General features: G+C 54.0%; 21 protein-coding genes and 1 tRNA gene. 14 read left to right on the forward strand and 8 right to left on the reverse strand.

Annotated elements, in window-relative coordinates; genetic code table 11:
- Window positions 1-51 precede the first annotated feature (51 nt).
- Window positions 52-127: transfer RNA gene (locus tag BN2106_RS02545), tRNA-Asn, on the forward strand.
- 275 nt (window positions 128-402) lie between these two features.
- On the opposite strand, the gene BN2106_RS02550 is transcribed toward BN2106_RS02545, so the two are convergent.
- On the reverse strand, window positions 403-732 hold the full coding sequence (locus BN2106_RS02550) for a winged helix-turn-helix transcriptional regulator (RefSeq protein ID WP_050697012.1): 330 nt from the start codon (window positions 730-732) through the stop codon (window positions 403-405).
- 144 nt (window positions 733-876) lie between these two features.
- Here BN2106_RS02550 and BN2106_RS02555 point away from each other — a divergent pair, with 144 nt between their 5' ends.
- The 4 genes from BN2106_RS02555 (at window position 877) to BN2106_RS02570 (ending at window position 3680) form a co-directional block, all read left to right on the forward strand.
- Window positions 877-1278: a pyridoxamine 5'-phosphate oxidase family protein gene (locus tag BN2106_RS02555; protein WP_050697013.1), complete on the forward strand. Its 402-nt coding sequence runs from the start codon at window positions 877-879 to the stop codon at window positions 1276-1278.
- Between the two features lie 100 nt (window positions 1279-1378).
- Window positions 1379-1981 carry a pyridoxamine 5'-phosphate oxidase family protein gene (locus tag BN2106_RS02560; protein ID WP_050697014.1) on the forward strand — a complete coding sequence of 201 codons (603 nt, stop codon included), beginning with the start codon at window positions 1379-1381 and terminating at the stop codon, window positions 1979-1981.
- 13 nt (window positions 1982-1994) lie between these two features.
- Window positions 1995-2771 (forward strand): protein-ADP-ribose hydrolase, encoded by a 777-nt coding sequence (locus tag BN2106_RS02565; RefSeq protein WP_050697015.1) that lies wholly within the window; start codon window positions 1995-1997, stop codon window positions 2769-2771.
- Window positions 2772-2783: 12 nt separating this feature from the next.
- Entirely contained in the window at window positions 2784-3680 is an 897-nt protein-coding gene (locus tag BN2106_RS02570; protein ID WP_050697016.1) for an SIR2 family NAD-dependent protein deacylase, read from the forward strand.
- Between the two features lie 79 nt (window positions 3681-3759).
- Here the strand turns inward: BN2106_RS02570 and lexA are convergent, their stop codons facing one another.
- On the reverse strand, window positions 3760-4344 hold the full coding sequence (gene lexA / locus BN2106_RS02575) for a transcriptional repressor LexA (RefSeq protein ID WP_050697017.1): 585 nt from the start codon (window positions 4342-4344) through the stop codon (window positions 3760-3762).
- A gap of 486 nt (window positions 4345-4830) precedes the next feature.
- Between lexA and BN2106_RS02580 the strand changes: the two genes are divergently transcribed.
- Window positions 4831-5571, forward strand: coding sequence for a M23 family metallopeptidase (locus BN2106_RS02580; protein WP_050697018.1), 741 nt, complete (start codon window positions 4831-4833; stop codon window positions 5569-5571).
- 382 nt (window positions 5572-5953) lie between these two features.
- Complete coding sequence (locus tag BN2106_RS02585) at window positions 5954-6385, forward strand: adenine nucleotide alpha hydrolase family protein (RefSeq protein WP_242846236.1); 432 nt, start codon at window positions 5954-5956, stop codon at window positions 6383-6385.
- A gap of 187 nt (window positions 6386-6572) precedes the next feature.
- On the opposite strand, the gene BN2106_RS02590 is transcribed toward BN2106_RS02585, so the two are convergent.
- The 5 genes from BN2106_RS02590 to gpr all read right to left on the reverse strand — a co-directional run bounded on the left by BN2106_RS02590 (window position 6573) and on the right by gpr (window position 11304).
- Window positions 6573-7364, reverse strand: a complete 792-nt coding sequence (locus BN2106_RS02590; RefSeq protein ID WP_050697020.1) for an HAD hydrolase family protein — start codon at window positions 7362-7364, stop codon at window positions 6573-6575.
- Window positions 7357-7575 carry a helix-turn-helix domain-containing protein gene (locus BN2106_RS02595; RefSeq protein ID WP_050697021.1) on the reverse strand — a complete coding sequence of 73 codons (219 nt, stop codon included), beginning with the start codon at window positions 7573-7575 and terminating at the stop codon, window positions 7357-7359. Before BN2106_RS02595 ends, BN2106_RS02590 begins: the two co-directional genes overlap by 8 nt.
- Before the next feature lie 168 nt (window positions 7576-7743).
- Window positions 7744-8439: a hypothetical protein gene (locus BN2106_RS02600; protein WP_050697022.1), complete on the reverse strand. Its 696-nt coding sequence runs from the start codon at window positions 8437-8439 to the stop codon at window positions 7744-7746.
- 595 nt (window positions 8440-9034) lie between these two features.
- The gene (spoIIP, locus tag BN2106_RS02605; RefSeq protein ID WP_050697023.1) at window positions 9035-10114 is read right to left on the reverse strand and encodes a stage II sporulation protein P; all 1080 of its coding nucleotides are present in this window, start codon (window positions 10112-10114) and stop codon (window positions 9035-9037) included.
- 374 nt (window positions 10115-10488) lie between these two features.
- Entirely contained in the window at window positions 10489-11304 is an 816-nt protein-coding gene (gene gpr / locus BN2106_RS02610) for a GPR endopeptidase (RefSeq protein WP_050697024.1), read from the reverse strand.
- Window positions 11305-11403: 99 nt separating this feature from the next.
- Between gpr and rpsT the strand changes: the two genes are divergently transcribed.
- Both rpsT and BN2106_RS16410 read left to right on the forward strand, forming a co-directional pair.
- Entirely contained in the window at window positions 11404-11667 is a 264-nt protein-coding gene (gene rpsT / locus BN2106_RS02615) for a 30S ribosomal protein S20 (RefSeq protein ID WP_050697025.1), read from the forward strand.
- Window positions 11668-11887: 220 nt separating this feature from the next.
- Complete coding sequence (locus tag BN2106_RS16410) at window positions 11888-12040, forward strand: hypothetical protein (RefSeq protein ID WP_195891764.1); 153 nt, start codon at window positions 11888-11890, stop codon at window positions 12038-12040.
- A gap of 232 nt (window positions 12041-12272) precedes the next feature.
- Here BN2106_RS16410 and spoVAE read toward each other — a convergent pair whose 3' ends face one another.
- Complete coding sequence (spoVAE, locus tag BN2106_RS02620; protein ID WP_050697026.1) at window positions 12273-12629, reverse strand: stage V sporulation protein AE; 357 nt, start codon at window positions 12627-12629, stop codon at window positions 12273-12275.
- 142 nt (window positions 12630-12771) lie between these two features.
- Here spoVAE and BN2106_RS02625 point away from each other — a divergent pair, with 142 nt between their 5' ends.
- The 5 genes from BN2106_RS02625 to grpE all read left to right on the forward strand — a co-directional run bounded on the left by BN2106_RS02625 (window position 12772) and on the right by grpE (window position 18822).
- The gene (locus tag BN2106_RS02625; protein WP_050697027.1) at window positions 12772-13554 is read left to right on the forward strand and encodes an immunoglobulin-like domain-containing protein; all 783 of its coding nucleotides are present in this window, start codon (window positions 12772-12774) and stop codon (window positions 13552-13554) included.
- 230 nt (window positions 13555-13784) lie between these two features.
- Window positions 13785-15593, forward strand: coding sequence for a translation elongation factor 4 (gene lepA, locus BN2106_RS02630; protein ID WP_050697028.1), 1809 nt, complete (start codon window positions 13785-13787; stop codon window positions 15591-15593).
- On the forward strand, window positions 15586-16704 hold the full coding sequence (gene hemW / locus BN2106_RS02635; RefSeq protein WP_050697029.1) for a radical SAM family heme chaperone HemW: 1119 nt from the start codon (window positions 15586-15588) through the stop codon (window positions 16702-16704). The genes lepA and hemW overlap by 8 nt, the downstream gene beginning before the upstream one ends.
- A 440-nt stretch (window positions 16705-17144) precedes the next feature.
- Window positions 17145-18176, forward strand: a complete 1032-nt coding sequence (gene hrcA / locus BN2106_RS02640; RefSeq protein ID WP_050697030.1) for a heat-inducible transcriptional repressor HrcA — start codon at window positions 17145-17147, stop codon at window positions 18174-18176.
- A gap of 55 nt (window positions 18177-18231) precedes the next feature.
- Entirely contained in the window at window positions 18232-18822 is a 591-nt protein-coding gene (gene grpE / locus BN2106_RS02645) for a nucleotide exchange factor GrpE (protein ID WP_050697031.1), read from the forward strand.
- Window positions 18823-18852 lie beyond the last annotated feature (30 nt).

Genomic DNA, 18852 nt, shown 5'->3' on the forward strand with positions numbered 1-18852 from the left:
ATACTTGGCTGGCGACGGCCCGGGACAATAGGAAGACGCCAACACGAATATTCCTCCTTAGCTCAGCCGGTAGAGCATGCGGCTGTTAACCGCAGGGTCGTTGGTTCGAGTCCAACAGGGGGAGCCAACGAGAAAGAATCTTCTGATTGGAAGGTTCTTTTTTGCTATATGCAGATCATTTTACTGAAAATGCAGTGGATTGTTCAAAACAGGTTTGATCAATCATTTGCTTGTACATGATTGACATTTTATTTATGAACATAAAGAGCTTTCAAAGGCGGGAGATCCTGCCGTTTGAGGGCTCTTTTTTGGTTTAAATATAATCTAAGCGTAGGGGTGGCGGTTTGTAAGCCAACACCGACGAAAATGCTCGCAGAAGTTGAATCCAGGAAAGCGCCCGGTCTATGGACGAACCGCTTTCTCCTTGTAGGCAAGCCCCCAGTCCCACATGGCGTCAAGGATGGGTTTGAGGCTGTAGCCTGTTTCCGTCAGGGTATACTCCACACGGGGCGGCACCTCAGCGTAAACAGTGCGAGTCAGCAGGCCGGAGGCCTCCATATCGCGCAGGTTGGAGGTCAGAACTTTCTGTGTAATATGGCCGATGGATTTTTTGAGTTCACCAAAGCGTTTGGTTCCGTCCATCAGGTCGCGCAGGATCAGAACCTTCCAGCGGTCAGAAATAAGGGTCAAGGTAGTTTCTACCGGACAGGCCGGCAATTCTTTGGTTGTCATGCGGGCAGCTCCTTCCAATCGTATCCAAAAGGATACTACAGCACAATAAAGTGCTTACTTTACAAATTCACTCTATGGCTCTATTATAAAAACAAAGGCTGGCAAAAGCAAGCCAAACGGATAAAATCCATGGAGGGATTCTAAATGAACGAAGTAACGCAATTTTTACAGGCAAATCCGGTTCAATATCTGGCCACTGTCGGCAGGGACGGCAAGCCGAAAAACCGCCCGTTCATGTTCTGCTTTGAGCAGGAGGGCAAACTCTGGTTCTGCACCAATCATGAAAAGGACGTCTATCGGGATTTACAGCAAAATCCCTGGGTGGAGGTTACCGTCTCCAGTCCGGAGTTTGTCTGGCTCCGTCTTTCCGGGAAGGCGGTATTTGTGGATAACCGGAGTGTCAAGGAAGGCTGCATGAACAACCCGATTGTCAAAGGACAGTACCAGTCCGCCGATAATCCCATTTTTGAGGTTTTTTATTTGGCAGAGGCGCATGCGGTGCTTGCAGACTTCTCTGGAAATCCACCGAGGGAATACGACCTGTAAGAATGTGGAGAAGGCCCCCGGCTCTAAGGCCAGGGGCCTTGTAAACGGTTTTCAGCATTTCGATATTATGGTGAGGCTGGGAGATAAAGGGGCAATGCATATGAGTACAAAGGAATACCTGCACTTTTTACAAAGGGAAATTCACTCCCCCGCTGTTGCCACCATCGGCGGGGACGGTCACCCGCAAGTGCGCATCATTGATATGATGCTGGCGGACGACGACAGCCTTTATTTTATCACGGCCAAGGGCAAGGCGTTTTACCGCCAGCTGCTGGAACAGCAGTATGTAGCGGTGACCGGACAAAAGGACGGAAGGGCGGTTTCGCTCAGAGGCCGAATCCGCCGGGCTGACGCAGCGCTTTTAGAACGGGTATTCCGGGAAAACCCGTATATGTGTACGATTTATCCGGGCAATACCCGAGGCGCCCTGGAAGTCTTCCAGATTTATGAAGGGCAGGGCGAATATTTCGACCTTTCGCAAAGGCCGGTATTTCGAGAAGCCTTTGCCATAGGGAACACGACGGTACAGGGCGGCGGATATTTGATCACTGAGGATTGCATTGGCTGTAAGCTGTGCGGGCCTGGATGCCCGCAGAAGTGCATTGATTTTTCTGTTGTACCGGCGGTGATCCGGCAGGAACATTGTCTGCACTGCGGCAGGTGTGCGGAGCTGTGCCCCAAGCAGGCCGTGATCCGTCGGTAAAAGGAGAAGGAATATGACACGCACGGAACAGGAATTGTATTTGATCCGGGAGCTGATCAGGGAACAGCCTCGTTACAGGGAGATAGAGATCCCACATGAGCCGGAGGAACGGCAGATGCTGCTGCATTCTCTGTTCAATGTCCGTCCGCCCGCACCCGTAAGCGCCGGTTTCCTGGAGGTACAGAACGCCTATTTGCAGGCGGTAACAAAAGAGAAGGGCGTCACCGACGCGGAAACGCTGCCGTTTATCCGTCCGGGCGTTTGTCTTTGGCAGGGGGATATCACGACGCTGCGGGTGGATGCCATCGTCAATGCGGCGAACGATCAATTGCTGGGATGTTTTTTACCCTGTCACGGCTGTATAGACAATGCCATTCATACCTTTGCAGGCGTTCAGCTTCGGCTGGCATGCTGGGAACGGATGCGGGAACAGGGGAAAGCGGAAGAGACAGGATGTGCCAAAATCACCGCAGGGTTCAACCTGCCGGCCCGATATATCCTGCATACGGTAGGCCCGGTCATCCGGGGAGTGCCGACCACAGGAGATTGTAGTCAGCTGGCGGGTTGCTACCGTTCCTGCCTGGAACTGGCGGAAGAAAACCGGCTGGAGAGCGTGGCGTTCTGCTGTATCTCCACAGGTGAGTTCCATTTTCCCAGGCAGAAAGCCGCAGAAATTGCAGTCCAGACCGTGATGGAGTTCCTTGCATCGGCGGGTGCGGTCCGCAGGGTTGTATTTAATGTGTTTCAGGATGAGGACCGGCAAATTTATCAAAAATTACTGCAAGGATGAGAGGGCGACGATATGGATGAACGGGAAACACAAAACCGGGAAATGGCATTGATGGAGCAGGCCGCCGCATGGATTCTGGATGCGGACCGCCTGGTCATCGGGATTGGCAGCGGTTTATCTGCGGCAGGGGGCCTCTGCTACACCGATCCAGCGCTTGTCCGGAAATGGTATCCGGAGTATGATCAAATGGGAATGCATGCCATTGTGGACATTCAGAGCCTCTATTGGCGCTTATCTCCGGCGAACCGGGAAAAATACTGGGGCTTTTGGGCACGGCACATTTGGCATATCCGCTATGAAGCGGCCTGTACACAGCCTTACCGGGATTTGTTTGCTTTGGCGCAGGGAAAGACCCATTTTATCATTACCACCAACTGCGACAGCCAGGTGGACAAAGCCGGGTTTTCCAAGGCGGATATTTTTGCGCCGCAGGGCAACTACGGCTATTTCCAATGCTCCAAGCCCTGCACGCAGGAAGTGTATCCAAATAAGGAACGGGTGGAGCGCATGATGCGCAATATGCCGGATTCCTTTGCCGTCCGCCCGCAGGATGTCCCGTACTGTCCGCAATGCGGCGCGCCGCTGGTCCCCAACCTGCGTTGCGACAATGCGTTTGTGGAACGGCCGCATCTGGCCAACTGGGAGCGATATGAACGGTTTATCCAGGAAGGGACGATGCAGAACACGGTATTCCTGGAATTGGGTGTTGGTTTCAATACCCCGATGATCATTCGCTATCCCTTTGAAACGCTGGTGAACCGTTTTCCATCCATGCGGCTGATCCGGATCAACGATGTGTACGCGGATGTACCGCAAAGCATTTGTAAGCGGTCCATTTCAATCCGGGCCGATTTGGCGCAGGCAATGAAAGATTTGCGGGAACTGTGCGCCGGTTCTACTTCCTGTTGAGAAAATGAAAGCCGTGCCGCTGTAGGTGGCACGCAAAAAAGCAGCCTCCATCCGGAGACTGCTTCTTTTATGTACGGTTTTATTTGTAATAGCGGAATACGGCGGCCACTTTGCCAAGAATCGTCACATCTGTGGCATAGATCGGCTCATACTCCGGGTTGTCCGGCTGCAGGCGGATGCGGTCCGGCTCGCGGTGGAAATACTTGACGGTGGCTTCGTCCTCAATCAGAGCGACGACCATGTCCCCTTCCTCTGCCACAGCGGTTTTGTGTGCGACGACCACGTCGCCGTCGAGAATCCCCGCGCATTTCATGCTCTCTCCGCGGACGTTCAATGCAAAATACTCGTCTCCATTCAGGCTGGGGGGACAGAACGGGACATAGCCCTCTACTTCTTCGACCGCCAGAATCGGCTGGCCAGCCGCCACCCGGCCCACAATCGGGACCTGTACGGTGGGCTGTTCCCCTGCGAGATGGATCGCGCGGTTCAGGCCGGCGTCCCGGCTGATGTATCCTTCACGCTCCAAGGTCTTCAGATGCGCGTGTACGCTGGAGGTGGACTTCAGGCCGGTCGCCTTACAGATTTCCCGCACGGTGGGCGGCAAGCCCCCCTGCGCCCTGCTTTTCAGGTAATCGTATACTTTTTTCTGGCTTTCTGTCAGCATAGTCAGGCCCTCTCTTTCAATCGGTACGGATAGGAAAAAATGCGGCAGGAACCGCAATATCTTGTATGTTCTATTGATTAGTATTATAGCATACCGGGGAGAAGACTGTAAACGTTTGTTTGAAAAGTTTTTTATCAAATTCGTCTCATTTGGATTCTTTTTCACGAATCGGTACAAAAAACGTTCAAAAATTCCGCAGAAAACGTTAAAAGAATATTCATAGCATATTAACAACTGAAACGGATAAAACGATTATAATAAAGTCGTAATCAAGGAATGGAGCCGCACCAGAACTTGATACATGTTCTACCCTCCTCAATATACCCCTCAAGCTAAAAGAAAAAGGACCGAATCCGCAAGGATTCGGCCTTTTTTCATGTCCGGATTAAAATGTTGCAAAGATTTGGAAAAAAGACCGTCTGTATTTTCGTTCCTTCCGAATATTCCCCGTTTTCAGTGGCAAAAATAAACTCGGAGGTGCAACGAATGAGCAATAAACATTTTCAGAAGGACAATAAATCCAGCAGCTTTTCACCAAAGGGCTTTTACATTGCGTTGGGCGTCTGCCTGATCGCGATCGGCGTGGCAGCCTGGACTACGTACGACAGTGTAGTCAACTACACCAATCCGCAGGAAGAAATCGTCAGCAGCCAGGCAGCGCATCCGGCAAATGAAGCGGTCAGCGGTATTTTGGAGGTTCCAAAGGCCAGCAGCACCGCGCCGGTTTCTTCGGAGGAGCCCAAAAAGACAGAAAGTGCTGTTCCCAGCAGCCAGCCGCCCAAGCAGCCGGTTTCTTCTGCGGAGCCGGCCAAACAGACTGCGGTGACGCCGCAGAGCTTTTCTTATCCGGTAGGGGAAACCGTTTTGCGCGAGTTCAGCGGGGAGAATCTGATTTACTCCGAAACAATGCAGGACTGGCGCGTTCACGCGGGCGTTGATTTTGCCGCCAAAGAAGGTGACCCGGTCAAGGCGATCGCGGATGGCACCGTCAAGGACGCCTACCACGACGACCTGTTCGGAAACGTGGTCTATATTGAGCACGGGAATGTAGGAAGCTGTTACTGCGGATTGCAGGATATGAACGTCAAGGCGGGCGATACCGTCAAAGCCGGTCAGGAGATCGGTACAGTAGGCGTTACCCCCTGTGAAAGCGCAGACGAAGCACATCTGCATTTTGCGGTCAAAAATTCCGGAAAATGGGTAGATCCTCTTACCATCCTGAAATAAATGCCCCCGCAAACCGCTTAGGGGCGCAAGCAGCGGAGCCGATTTCGGCTCCGTTTTTGCTTGCAAACATTTATAAAAGTTACATAAAATTTAAAACTTTGTAATTGGATTTTTCATATAAATTGTGGTACAATGAAGTTGCAGAAGTGAACCGGATTTCGGGCGGAGAAATCCGGAAAAAACAAACAGGGTGGGGATGGAAATGTGCACTTTGTAGAAAATTGACGAGTCAATTTACGAATTATTCACAAATTATACACCATCTGTTACCATACCCGCCCAGATTTTAACTATACTTAAAGGGCAAGGAAAACAGATCATACACATCGCGCCGGGGCCAATGTTTGCTCCGGCACGAACCCAGGGAAAGGAGGTCTATTTGGTGAAAACTGGAGGAGCGGTCCTGGTTTGCGTGACAGGCCAGCGCGACTGCGACCGATTGATTCAAGCAGGGAAAAAGATCTCGGAAGAGCGTTCCATACCGATCCATGTACTGTGCGTACAGCCCACTTCGGCGGGGTTTGATGCGGATTGCGAGGAACTGGAATATCTCCGGCAAACGTCCCGTGACGTGGGGGCTGAAATGTCGGTTTATTTTTACGACGACGCCCCGCTCATGGCAGTCGGCTTTGCAAAGCAAATCGGAGCGACTCATATTGTGACAGGAATGGCAGAAGCGCCTGTCAATGGATTTGTACAAGTCATTCATAAACTTTTGCCGCGCATCCCGATTTCGATGGTGGCAAAGGATGGAATTATATATAATATCTGCCCTGCGGGCCGTACGGCGGCGGCGCCGGCAGCGGTTCATTGACAGAATCTGAAATTTTAATGCGTATATCCCCTGTGAGAGACAGTGAAGAGAAAAGCTGTCCCCATAGGGGATATTTATTTATGGTGGAAAAGCCCGCGCTTATCGCTAACGTTCATTCCCCGCATGGCAAAACCCCATTGGGACGAGGCCAGCCGCCGCGTCCCAATGGGGTTTTGTTATTTTTCAATTACAGCAAGTTGAAATGCACCAGAGCCTTTTCCACTCCGTTGTTCCAGATATCTGCCGTTACATAATCCGCGGCGGCTTTCAGCTCATCGACCGCATTACCCATGGCGATCCCACAACCGACCGCACCCATCATCGTGATGTCGTTAAAGCCGTCCCCGATGGCGATGGCATTTGAAGGGTTGATGCCGGCTTTTTCCAGGAAAATCCGAACACCCCGGGATTTGTCGCGCCCCTTGAAGGAGAGGTCGGCCGCAAGGGTGCCAGGGTGCTTATTAAGCACCATTGGGCCCCGGAAGGCAGGCTTGCACTGCACATAGTGCGCCTCATCCCGGAAGACGAAATCCAAAATACTGGCGTGAACGTCCTGCGGTTCCCACTCGGTGAATAAATACCCGGGCAGTCCGTAGCTGTCGTTCAGCGGCTCAATGACCTCCTGCGGCACGTGGCAGGCCCAGCCGTGCGCATTGCCAACAAAATTGTACCAACAGCCGTACCGGTCAAAATATTTCATCAGCGCACGAACCTGCTCGGTGCGGAAAAACTCTTCAAATACCGTTTTTCCTTCCACAACGACATGCGCGCCATTCATTGCAACGTAGTTATTGAACAGGCCTGGAAAATACTTGTGGATAAAAAGTTCCGGACGGCCGGACGCAATGGCAATAATATGCCCCCGCCGCTTCAATTCCTCCAGTGCGTCTATCACACCGGGCATGACGCAAAAATTCCGTTCGTTTTCTGAGGAGAGAAGCGTGCCGTCTATATCAAAAAAGATGGCTTTTTTATCCATGAATACCTCCTTTCTGTTCACTCAGTCCCAGAAGATAATCTGTAGAAACATGGTAATACCGCGCAAGCTTGATCAGCGCCCATACGGGAATTTCCCGGAGCCCTTTTTCATAGCGCCGGTAGACCTCTCGTTTGCAGTTGAGCATATCCGCAATTTCCTGCTGTGTTTTGTCGCTGTCAATGCGCAGATCTTCGATCCGATGAAAATACATGTTTCCACCTCTAGTTCTATGCTACTATTATGTGAGAGAAGAAAGGTTAAATTGCTACCATACGGTAGCACAATGAAAAAACAAATAAAGTCGTAAAATTTGTAACACTCAAAAAAGTAAATAGGGACTCCTGTGCGGCAAAAGACGTCGCACAGGAGTCCGTTGGCTTTAATATCTTAAATTTCGATAATACTTATCGTTTAGCAAATGCTTTTTCCGGCGCTTGGGGCGGCGATACCGTTTCCGGCCGCTGCCGCCTCTGGGAGGCCGGCGGTTGCTCAGGATGACAATGACAACCACAGCGACGCCCAACCCAATGCACACCCATGCAATGATACCGATCCAGTTGGTCTTCTGGTTGTTGACAGGCGCCATGCTGGAGGACGGAAGCGGCGTGCTTTCGTCCGGCACACTCACAGTGGGCAGAACGATAGAACTTGTGCTGGAGGAACTCTCTTCAGAAGAAATTGCGGAAGAAGAGGATTCCGGTTCGCTGGAGGACGCCGGACGGGAGGTTGGCCGGCGGGAGCTGCTCGGTTTGGAAGAGGAAGGCGGTGCAGCAGAAGAGGGCGGCTCTGAGACCGGCGGTGTAACCGGTGGTTCGCTTGGCGTCTCCGGCGGCTGCGTTTCCACGGGCGGTTCTGTTGGCGTGGTCGCGGGCGGCGTCTCCGGCGTGGGGTCCACAACGGGGGCAGTGGGGTCCGGCGCCGGCTCCACAGGCGGTGGAAAAGAGGATTCCGGTGTACGGCCGATGACCTGTTGCTGCTGGCCGGGGTCCTCAGTGGCAAAGGCCGAGGTGCCGATGACGGGGATTATGCAGAGAAATAAGAAAAAGAGCATAAATGCCCGATTATGTTTCTTCAATTTCAAACCTCCTGGGCGTTCCGGGACGTTAGAGACCGCCCGGCATTACATTTTAAAACGGGTTTGGAGTCTGGCAGATTTGAACATACGCAAATTTTGGCAATTATCTTTCTTAACATCGTTATTGTTCCATAAAGAGACAAAGTCTCTATCACAACGGAACAATGTTCTCTCAGGCGTCAAAATCTCTGATTTTGGTAACGCCGTGAGGTTATTATTCCATAAAGAGACAAAGTCTCTATCACAACGGAACAATGTTCTCTCAGGCGTCAAAATCTCTGATTTTGGTAACGCCGTGAGGTTATTATACCATATTCCGACCAGAAAGCAACCGGAGCCGGGGACTGCCAGGATGTGGGACCGGTTAATTTTTTGTGAACGGACCGGTTGTATGTTATCAGAGATGAAGGTCTTTTCCGGTCAGTGCGTAGATTAACGTTTTATGATCGCCAAAACCGGTTTGGCGCGAATAATAATCCACCTGCAAAATGCCAACAGCAAGAATTAACAGGCAAAGCGTGCAGTAAAACGAAACGAGAAAGATACGGAAATTGCCCTTCCTTTTCATTTAAAACGTCCTTTCCAGACCCCTGGATCAGGTGAGCTGGTTGAGCGCCTCCACCAGCGCGTCGCCAAAGAGCTGGCCGGCATATTTGGCCTCTTCCAGCGTGTTGACCTCCGTGCCGAATTCCACCAGGAGGGAGCCTTTCGTCATATGCTCATTGTATTTACGAGGGCAAAAGTTAAGCGGACGCGCCAGGTTGGGGTATAGGTCGGACATCGACTTCTGCAATCGTGTTGCCAGACGCAGGTTGTATTCCCAATTGGGGAACCCGAGCGTACCGTCGTCGTCACAGCCGGAGATAATCATGACCTGCGCGGCCTTTTTGCCGTCCACCAGAACGGTTGGTTTGATGCGTGTGCCGTCCTGTGTGCCCATGGCGTCGCGATGGATGTCGAGCGTCACCTGAATCCCTGGGTATTTTTCCAGATTCCTTTGTATGGTTTCGCCGGAGCGGTCGTAAGAACCATTGTAACTGGGATAGTCGTGGCAGGTGGTGTCGTGCACCACACCGATCCCGGCGGCCTCCAGCTTCTTCGTGATCTCTTCACCGACCGAGACCACGTTCAGGGAATTGTCCTGTGTGCGGCTGGAACCGGCGTAAGCTTCCGTGGTATGCGTGTGGTAGATCAATACCTGTACAGAACCGTCTTTTTTTATTTTGACCGCGGGTTGTTCGCTTAATACGGCCGGAATGTCAATGGTATGGTTTTTGTTGGTGTTTTTCACCCACATATTTTCATATTGAATGCCGGAATTCCCGATGCTCATTTCCTTTATGCTGCCTGTCACTGTTTCATCCAGCGTTTTGGTGGGCAGAGCGCCAGCCGGTGCGGATGACGCCGCGCTGGACGGTGAAGAGGAAGAGGGAGCGTTGCTTGACGGCGGAAGCGCGGAAGAAGAGGGCGCCGGCGCAGGGGTTGCTGTGGTTTCCTCGCTGGCAAAGCCGTGCTCCATCGCTTCCTTTGCGCCGCCGGGCAGGATGAATCCAGCCGCGGCCAGTGCGGCGTCCTGCATATGAAGTTCCGGAAGACGGCACGCTGTACAGAAAACCGCTACCACAGCCAGCGCGGCGGAACACAGCATCAGTCCATATTGTTGCCAATTTTTCATTTTTACGATCCCCCGCCATTCACAATTCTGCGCGGAAAGACCGCGCCTATCATCTATGTGTATGCGGAAGGTCTTTCTGGCAGACCTGACTTCCAGTCGGGGCTGCCCGCCCTTTCATGTTGCCGGAATCAGTTCCGCGCAGTGGCGGGACGGACGGGACAAGCTCCCGGAGCTTTTTTAGCTTGCAGAAATCTGCGGTCAGCTCACGCATGTAGCGAGGATTATTTTTATCTGACAGGTAATGGTTAAAACGTATTTATCCACCTGTCTGTCGGGAAAGATGCCACACGGGAGTGGATTCTTTCCGTCGCGGGTACCGTGGACTTTTGTTTTGCACAACGTCCGCCCGCGCCGTGCGTGCAGGCTCAGCCTGCTCAGCCGGCGAGCATGGTAAATTCTTCGACGGAGAGGGAAGGGTTCAGAGCGGTGTTGATTGCCATTGCGACGGTGCGCGCGGCGCGGTGGATCAGCAGGTCGATTTCCCGCGGGGTGACGACCATCGTCGCACCGCGCGGCGAGACTTTTTCCTGCGGCGCTTCACGTCCCAGCAGGTCTGCGGCGAGAGTGCCGGCGTCCACGACGGTCGGTACGCCCAGGCCGATCACCGGGATACCCAGTGTTTCACGGCTGAGCTGGGGCCGTGCATTGTCCACGCCGGAGCCGGGGGAAATGCCGCCTGTGCTGAGCTGAATGGTACAGCCCAATCGTTTCAGACTCCGGGCGGCCAGCGCGTCGACTGCAATCAGCGCGGCGGGTTGGAATTCTTTTACCAGCGCGGAGAGAAGTTCGCGTGTTTCCACGCCGGTGCAGCCCAATACGCTGGTGCTGACCACCGCTACGGGACGCAGGCCGTCCAGACCGGTGACACGGGCAATCTCTCCTTTAATATGGCGTGTAGCAAGCACCTGCTCCGCCGCCTGCGGTCCAAGCGCGTCCGGTGTGATGGCCCGGTTGCCCAGGCCCGCCACCAGAACAAGGCCTTCTTCTGGAAGCAGGGTGGTCAGTTCATCGCTCAACATGTGCAGTAGTTCGTTGTTGCTGTCAAGGTGGTCGGAGATGGCGGGTACCTCAAGCGTGACATAGTCCGCGCCGTTCTCCTTGATGCGGGTGATCGTGCAGTTCCGTTTTTGTTCTACCCTTTGGCTGCCCGGTTCCGTGTATTCCAGGGCAAGGTCGGTGCGAAATTCCATTTCAATCTCTCCTTGTACTTTTATTTTGAAAAAGCTTGATTTTTCGTATATATGGTGATAAAATAAACTTCATATGACAGCACCAAAGGAGGTGGAACCATGCCGAATATTAAATCTGCCAAGAAGCGCGTTAAGGTAACTGCGACAAAGACGCTGATCAATAAATCCTTCAAGTCCAGCTTGAAGTCTGAGATCAAGAAGGCGGACCTCGCTCTGGATACGAACGCGGAGAACAAGGCGGAAGCCGTTCGCGTTGCGGTGAAGAAGATTGATCAGGCTGCTGCTAAGGGCATCCTGCACAAGAATAACGCCGCCAGAAAGAAGGCTGCGCTTGCCCGCAAGCTGAATGCCGCACAGGCGTAATTGAATACGCGATGGAAAGCTGAAAGCAGAGCGCATGCTCTGCTTTTTCTAATTTTTGTCGCTTTCCGTCGGGAATGGTTTCCAGCCGGAAATTCATTTGACTTTTTTATGGGAAGCGGTTATCATATACTATAGATGATAAGAGGGTATACAAGCCCTGTAAAATGGGTTCAATAAATAGAGCTTGTATAGGCGCTCATAAAAAATGGAGGTGCTCGATTTGAAAAAAGGAAACAACTTTGCTGTTTTTATTACCATACTCTCCGCAATGGCCGCAGTCGCCGCTGCAGCAGTGGCGGTCGTCCTTTTCTTTGAAAAGAAAAAGAAGGACGAAGAAGAGCTTGAGCACTACCTGGATTGTTCCATCCAGTAAGGAACGGTTTGGGGAGACAGGTCAATTCGGAGACAGGCGGGAAATGATACGGGCAGGTGATTACCTGCCCGTTTTCTTTTTCCTGTTTTTGCGGCGCTCCCGCATTTTGTTAAAGTCGTCGCGTGTTTTGCGCCAGACCAGTTTTCCGTATTCCATCAGGAGCGTCCAGAAAATACGCCCCTGCAGAATGCGCAGTCCTTTGTACACATATTTGCCGTAACGAAGGTACCGGTTATCCTTTATCCTTGGGTTTTGAAAACAAGGCGGCTAAATAGCCAAAGAACACCGCCGCCGCGATGCCCGCCGCGCCCGCCGTGATGCCCCCGGTAAAGACGCCCAGGAACCCCTGCTGCTGTACGGCTTCCAGCGTGCCCTTTGCCATCGCGTAGCCGAAGCCGGTCAGCGGCACCGTCGCGCCCGCGCCGGCAAAGTCCACCAGCGGCTGATACAGGCCCAGTCCGCCCAGCACGACGCCCAGCGTGACAAACAGCACCAGAATTCTGGCGGGGGTCAGTTTTGTATAGTCGATCAGTAGTTGGCCGACAACGCAGATCGCGCCGCCGATCAGAAATGCCCAGAGATATTCCATATGTTTCACCTCGGTTTTAGTATGAGGGAATCGCTGGCATTTTATGCAGGAATCCCTGCCAACCGCCGGTTGCGTGTTGAAAAAATTTCCACCTCCGCTTTGTATTCCTTATAGAACGATATCTATAAAAGGAGGAAGTGCGATGAAAAGGAAGATTTTTGCAGGCGTTTTGGTTTTGGCGTTGCTGGCACTGCCCGGGTGCGCATCGAAAGACGAGCCGGAGGAAATCACACTTGTAAGGAACTCCGAACCGGGAATCATTTGCCATGGTCCGGCGCCGGAGAGCGGACTGAGTCCCTCGCAACCGGCGGAGAGCAGCCCGGACGACATCAAGTTCCGAAAAGCGAAAGGGGCTGTTTGTTATTTGGAAAATGAAATTTGCGAGCTGCCGCTGGCGCCGGATGGAGGCAATGTGGATTCGTCCCTTCCGGCATCTGAGAAGGCGGGCGGGGTGAGGGCCGTGTCTGTTCGGGAAACCCCGGTTCCTTTGGATGCAAAAACCATAACGGTATTGGTCAGCAATCCGACGGATGAGGAGATAACCTTTGGAGAAGACTACTGGCTGGAAAAACAGAACGAGAACGGAACCTGGGAAAAGCTAGAATATCTGCCGGACACCGCGTGGCACGACATCGGTCTTGTGGTCCCGCCGCATACCACGGGGACGCATGAAATCTCGCCCGTCTATTTTTATGGCGAGGAGGCGCTGCAGCCGGGCCACTACCGCTATGGAAACCAATTTGATGGGGAGACGCTCTACGCGGAGTTCGATTTTGTAGAACCCGGCGGCGAATCGTTACCGAGAAGTGATGAAGAAAATGCCCGGCAGGAGCTTAAAAACGCATTGGGCGGTTTGCAGAAAAGAGGGCCGGACGATCCGCCCAGCCGGCCTGCGCCGTCCAAGTATGGGCAGCCAATCAACTGAGTTTCTAAAAGCGGCGATGGTCGTTTAGAATGTCGAGCGAGGCTTTAGCCTCTGTCGAGTGTCCCGACCGGAGGTCTTTTCCTGCATAAAGCTGGAAGTGTGCGCGGTTCTGTGGTATAATATAACACTATTATTGGTGAAACAGAGTTCCCCAATGGGCACGGCAGGCAATGCCGTTTATCACATAGGAATGGGAACCATTTGATTTTTAAACAGAATGGGTGATTCATTTGTCAGTACCACGCGAACGAATCCGCAATTTCAGCATCATTGCCCATATTGACCACGGAAAAAGTACACTCGCAGACCGCATTCTGGAGCAGACCAAGTCGGTCTCCCTGCGCGACATGGAGGACCAGATTCTGGATGACATGGACCTGGAGCGTGAACGCGGCATCACCATCAAGGCGCACGCCGTCACGCTGGTGTACAACGCCGAGGATGGACAGGACTACGTGTTCAACCTGATCGACACACCCGGCCACGTTGACTTCAACTATGAGGTGTCCCGCTCGCTCGCCGCATGCGAGGGCGCGGTGCTGGTGGTGGACGCCTCTCAGGGCATTGAGGCGCAGACGCTGGCCAACACCTATCTGGCAGTGGACGCCGGGCTGGAGATTGTGCCGGTGATCAACAAGATCGACCTGCCCAGCGCACAGCCGGAGCACGTGCGCCAGGAGATTGAAGACGTGATCGGCATTCCCGCGGACGAGGCACCGTGCATCTCCGCGAAAATGGGAACCAACATTGGCGCGGTCATGGAGCAGATTGTCAAGCATGTGCCCGCGCCGGACGGGAATGAAAATGACCCGCTGCGCGCGTTGATTTTTGATTCCTATTACGACGCGTACAAGGGTGTCATTGCGCATGTGCGCGTAAAGGACGGCTGCGTCCACGCCGGGGACACCATCCGCATGATGAGCGTCGGCAGTGAATTCACGGTGGTGGAGTGTGGCTATATGCGCGCCACCTGCTTTGAGCCGACCGGCTATCTGGAAGCCGGGCAGGTCGGCTATATCACCGCGTCGATCAAGGCGGTCAAGGACGCCAATGTGGGCGATACCATCACGCGCGCGGACAACCCCGCCACGGAGCCGCTGCCCGGCTACCGCGCGGTGCAGCCGATGGTCTTCTGCGGCATTTACCCCGCGGACGGGGCGAAATATCCCGACCTGCGCGACGCGCTGGAAAAGCTGCAACTGAACGACGCGGCGCTCTCCTTTGAGCCGGAGACCTCTGTCGCGCTGGGCTTTGGGTTTCGCTGCGGCTTCCTGGGCCTGCTCCACATGGAAATCATCCAGGAACGGCTGGAACGGGAATACAATCTGGACATCATTACCACCGCGCCAAGCGTGGTCTATCACATCACCAAGACGGACGGAGAGATAATTTCCATCGACAACCCGACCAACTATCCGGACCCGTCGCTGATTGCGCAGGCGGACGAGCCGATCACCAACGCGCACATCTACACGCCCAAGGAATATGTCGGCAATATTATGGACCTGTGCCAGGAGCGCCGCGGCGTGTTCAAGGATATGAGCTACATCGACACCGACCGCGTGGACATCCACTACGAGCTGCCGCTGAACGAGATCATCTACGACTTTTTTGACGCACTGAAATCCCGTACGCGCGGTTACGCCAGCTTTGACTACGAGCTGGCGGGCTATCAGAAGAGCGACCTGGTCAAGCTGGACATCATGCTGAACGGCGAGGTGGTCGACGCGCTGTCGTTCATCATCCACGCGGAGAAGGCGTATCCCCGCGCCCGCAAGATGGCGGAAAAGCTGCGGGAGAAAATCCCGCGCCAGCTCTTCGAGGTGCCAATTCAGGCGTGTGTCGGCGGGCGCATCATTGCGCGCGAGACAGTCAAGGCGCTGCGCAAGGACGTTCTGGCCAAGTGCTATGGCGGCGACATCACACGAAAGAAGAAACTTCTGGAAAAGCAGAAGGAAGGCAAGAAGCGCATGCGCCAGCTCGGCACAGTCGAGGTGCCGCAGGAAGCCTTCATGAGCGTGTTGAAGCTGGATGAATAAGATCGGATTATATATCCATGTGCCGTTCTGTGAGAAAAAATGTCCTTACTGCGACTTTTATTCCGTGCGCGGAACGGAAGAATTGCTGGATGATTATACAAATTGTTTAATAGAACGAATAAAATACGAACAGGAGCGTATCGGCAGGCCCGCCGATACGCTCTATTTCGGCGGCGGCACGCCCGGCTTGCTCGGCGGAAAGCGTATCGCCCGGCTGGTCGAACAGGCAAAAGCCTGTTTTGGGCTGGAAAACGCGGAGATCACGGCGGAGGTCAACCCCGGAGACCATTTGGAAGACTTTTTGCAGGGATTTGCTTTCGCCGGCGGAAACCGGCTTTCCATCGGGCTGCAGTCCGCCAATGACGAAGAGCTGCGATTGCTGGGCCGGCGGCACACAGCGGCGCAAGCGGCGGAGACCGTGCATGCCGCAAGGCGGGCCGGTATGCAAAACATTTCACTGGATTTGATGCTTGGGATTCAGGGGCAGGATCGGGAAAGCCTGCGTCGGTCCATCGCCTTTTGCGCGGAACAGGATGTGGAGCATGTTTCCGCCTATCTGTTAAAAATCGAGCCGCGCACGGTCTACGACAAACGGCGGGACAGCCTGAAACTGCCGGATGAGGACGAAACCTGCGCACTGTATCTGCTGGCATGTGAGGAACTCGAAAAGGCCGGGCTGAAACAATATGAAATCTCGAATTTTGCAAAACCGGGATTCGAGAGCCGCCACAATCTGAAATACTGGCATTGCGAAGAATATCTGGGACTCGGCCCGGCGGCGCATTCATTTCTGAATGGAAAGCGCTCTTATTATGAACGGGACCTGCGCGCGTTTATGGCGGGCGCCGCCCCGGTAACGGACAATGATCCGGAGATGCCCGCGGGCTGCCCGGAGGAATTTGCCATGCTGGCGCTGCGATTGACGGAGGGCTTGCGGGACGGCGCGTATGAAGCCCGGTTTGGCACGCCGGTTTCCGATACATGGAAGCGCGCCGCAAAGCGGTATGAGCAGGCGGGGCTGACGGAGTGCAAGGCGGACGGCTTCCGGTTTACCCGGCGCGGCTTTCTGGTTTCCAACGCGCTGTTGTCGGAGATTCTATACAATTCGTAATATAATGAGAAAAATATACGGGGCCGTTGCAGCTTGTATTCTGCAACGGCCCCGAAAATTTGCCCGTCAGCACAGAAGGTCCGTAAAGGACCGTATCACTCGTTCCCACTCGCTCCTCTCAGAAAGAGAATTTCGCTCCTTGCGAGGAGCGACCAAAGGCTCTGCCTTTGGAAACCGCCACCTTTTGGAAAGGTGGAAAAACACGTTTTAACCGTTACCTGTCAGATAAAAAAACAATCCTCGCCGTAGGCGCGTCCCGACTGGAAGTCCGTGTTCCGACCGGAGGTCCCGTTTTTTGCGCGGGTTTTGGGAAATCCTGTCTTTAGATTCATAATTAATTTACATTTATCTTATTGACAATCGGGCAAAGTAATGATAAATTAGTATCTAGAGTTAGCACTCAAACAAATAGAGTGCTAAACGCAAAAGAGGTGAGAGGCTTGGAACTCAGCGAGAGAAAGAAAAAGATTCTGGCGGCTGTGGTGGAACTCTATGTCGCCACAGGGGAGCCGGTCGGTTCAAAGGCGCTTTGTGACAACCTCGATTTTGCCGTTTCCTCAGCGACGGTCCGCAACGAGATGAGCGACTTGGCGGAGATGGGGCTGCTGGAGCAGCCGCATACGTCGGCCGGGCGTGTGCCTTCGCAGAAGGGCTACCGCGTGTACATCGACAGCCTGATGAAGCGCAAACCGGTGACGCGCGAGGAAAAACGGTATCTGGACAGCTTGCTGCTCTCCAGCGCGTACGACCCGGAAAAGCTGCTGGACGGCGTTTCCCGCGCGTTGGCGGCCGCAACCCGGTTCGCGGCGATCTCTACAACGCCCAGCGGGCGTTCGGCGGATATCCGGGCGGTGCAGTTCGTGCAGACGAGCCGCCGCACGGCGATGGTCATCCTGATGACCTCCGCGGGTACGATGAAGACGCGTGTATTCCACTGCGACTTCGACCTTTCGCAGGAAATCCTGCGGGTGTTCTTCCGCGTGTTCAATGAAAAGCTGGCGGGGCTTCCGGTGTCGGCGGTGACGCCGGCATTCATGCAGACGCTGGCGGCCTCCATGGGCGAGATGGCAATTCTGATGTCGTCCGCGTTTATGGCGGTGCTGGACGTGGCGCGGGACTCCATGCAGGCGGAAATCCGCATGGAGGGCCAGACCAACCTGCTGTTTTACCCCGACTTGGCGCTGACGGCGCGGCGCGTGATGGATTTTCTGGCGCGCGAGGACGACCTGAACCGTCTGCTGGAGCAGCGGACCAAAACGGTCAAGGTGCTGATCGGCGACGAAATTCAAAGGCCGGAGCTGAAGGATTCCAGTGTGGTGATTTCCCGGTATGCCATCGGCGGGCGGGACGCAGGCGCGCTGGCGATCATCGGCCCGATGCGCATGAACTACGCGAAAGTGATCGCCCACATGGAATATCTTTCCGATTCCGTGGGGAAAATGCTGACAGAACTGATGGATTACGATTTTTAATCACATAGAGCGCCCCAGGGTGCAAATGACGAAATAAAGGAGGGTCCGGGCAAAAGTGAACACGGAGGAAAAGAACCCGCAGACGGAGGAAGAAACCGTCGCGGAACCGGAGACAGAACAGCCCGAGGTTCAGGCGGAAAAAGCAAAGAAGGACAAAGGAGGCTTTGGCGGCAAGAAAGCCAAGGCGGAGAAAGAAGAGATGCAGAAAAAGCTGGACGAAGCGGAGGCGGCCCTGAAAAAGCAAAAAGACCAGTTATTGCGCACCGCCGCGGAATACGACAATTTCCGCAAGCGGACGGAGCGCGAAAAGGCTTCAATTTATACCGATGCGACGGCGGCGGCCGTTCAGGAGTTCCTGCCGGTGGCGGATAACCTGGAACGTGCGCTGGCCCAGCAGGAATGCAGCGTGGAGGACCTGCGCAAGGGCGTGGAAATGGTCCAGGCACAGCTGATGAAGGCGCTGGAAAAACTCGGCGTCGCGGAGATGGGCGCGGTAGGGGAAGCGTTCAATCCGGATATTCACAATGCGGTATCCCACATTGACGACGAAAGCGCGGACGAAAACGTCATCGCGCAGGTGTTCCAGAAGGGATACAAAATGGGAGACAAGGTCGTGCGGCACGCGGTTGTCGTTGTTGCCAACTGATTCGCTCCTGAGCCCCATCGATCGATAGAT

The sequence above is a fragment of the Anaeromassilibacillus senegalensis genome, assembly GCF_001261775.1.
In the GTDB taxonomy this organism is placed as follows: Bacteria; Bacillota; Clostridia; order Oscillospirales; family Acutalibacteraceae; genus Anaeromassilibacillus; species Anaeromassilibacillus senegalensis.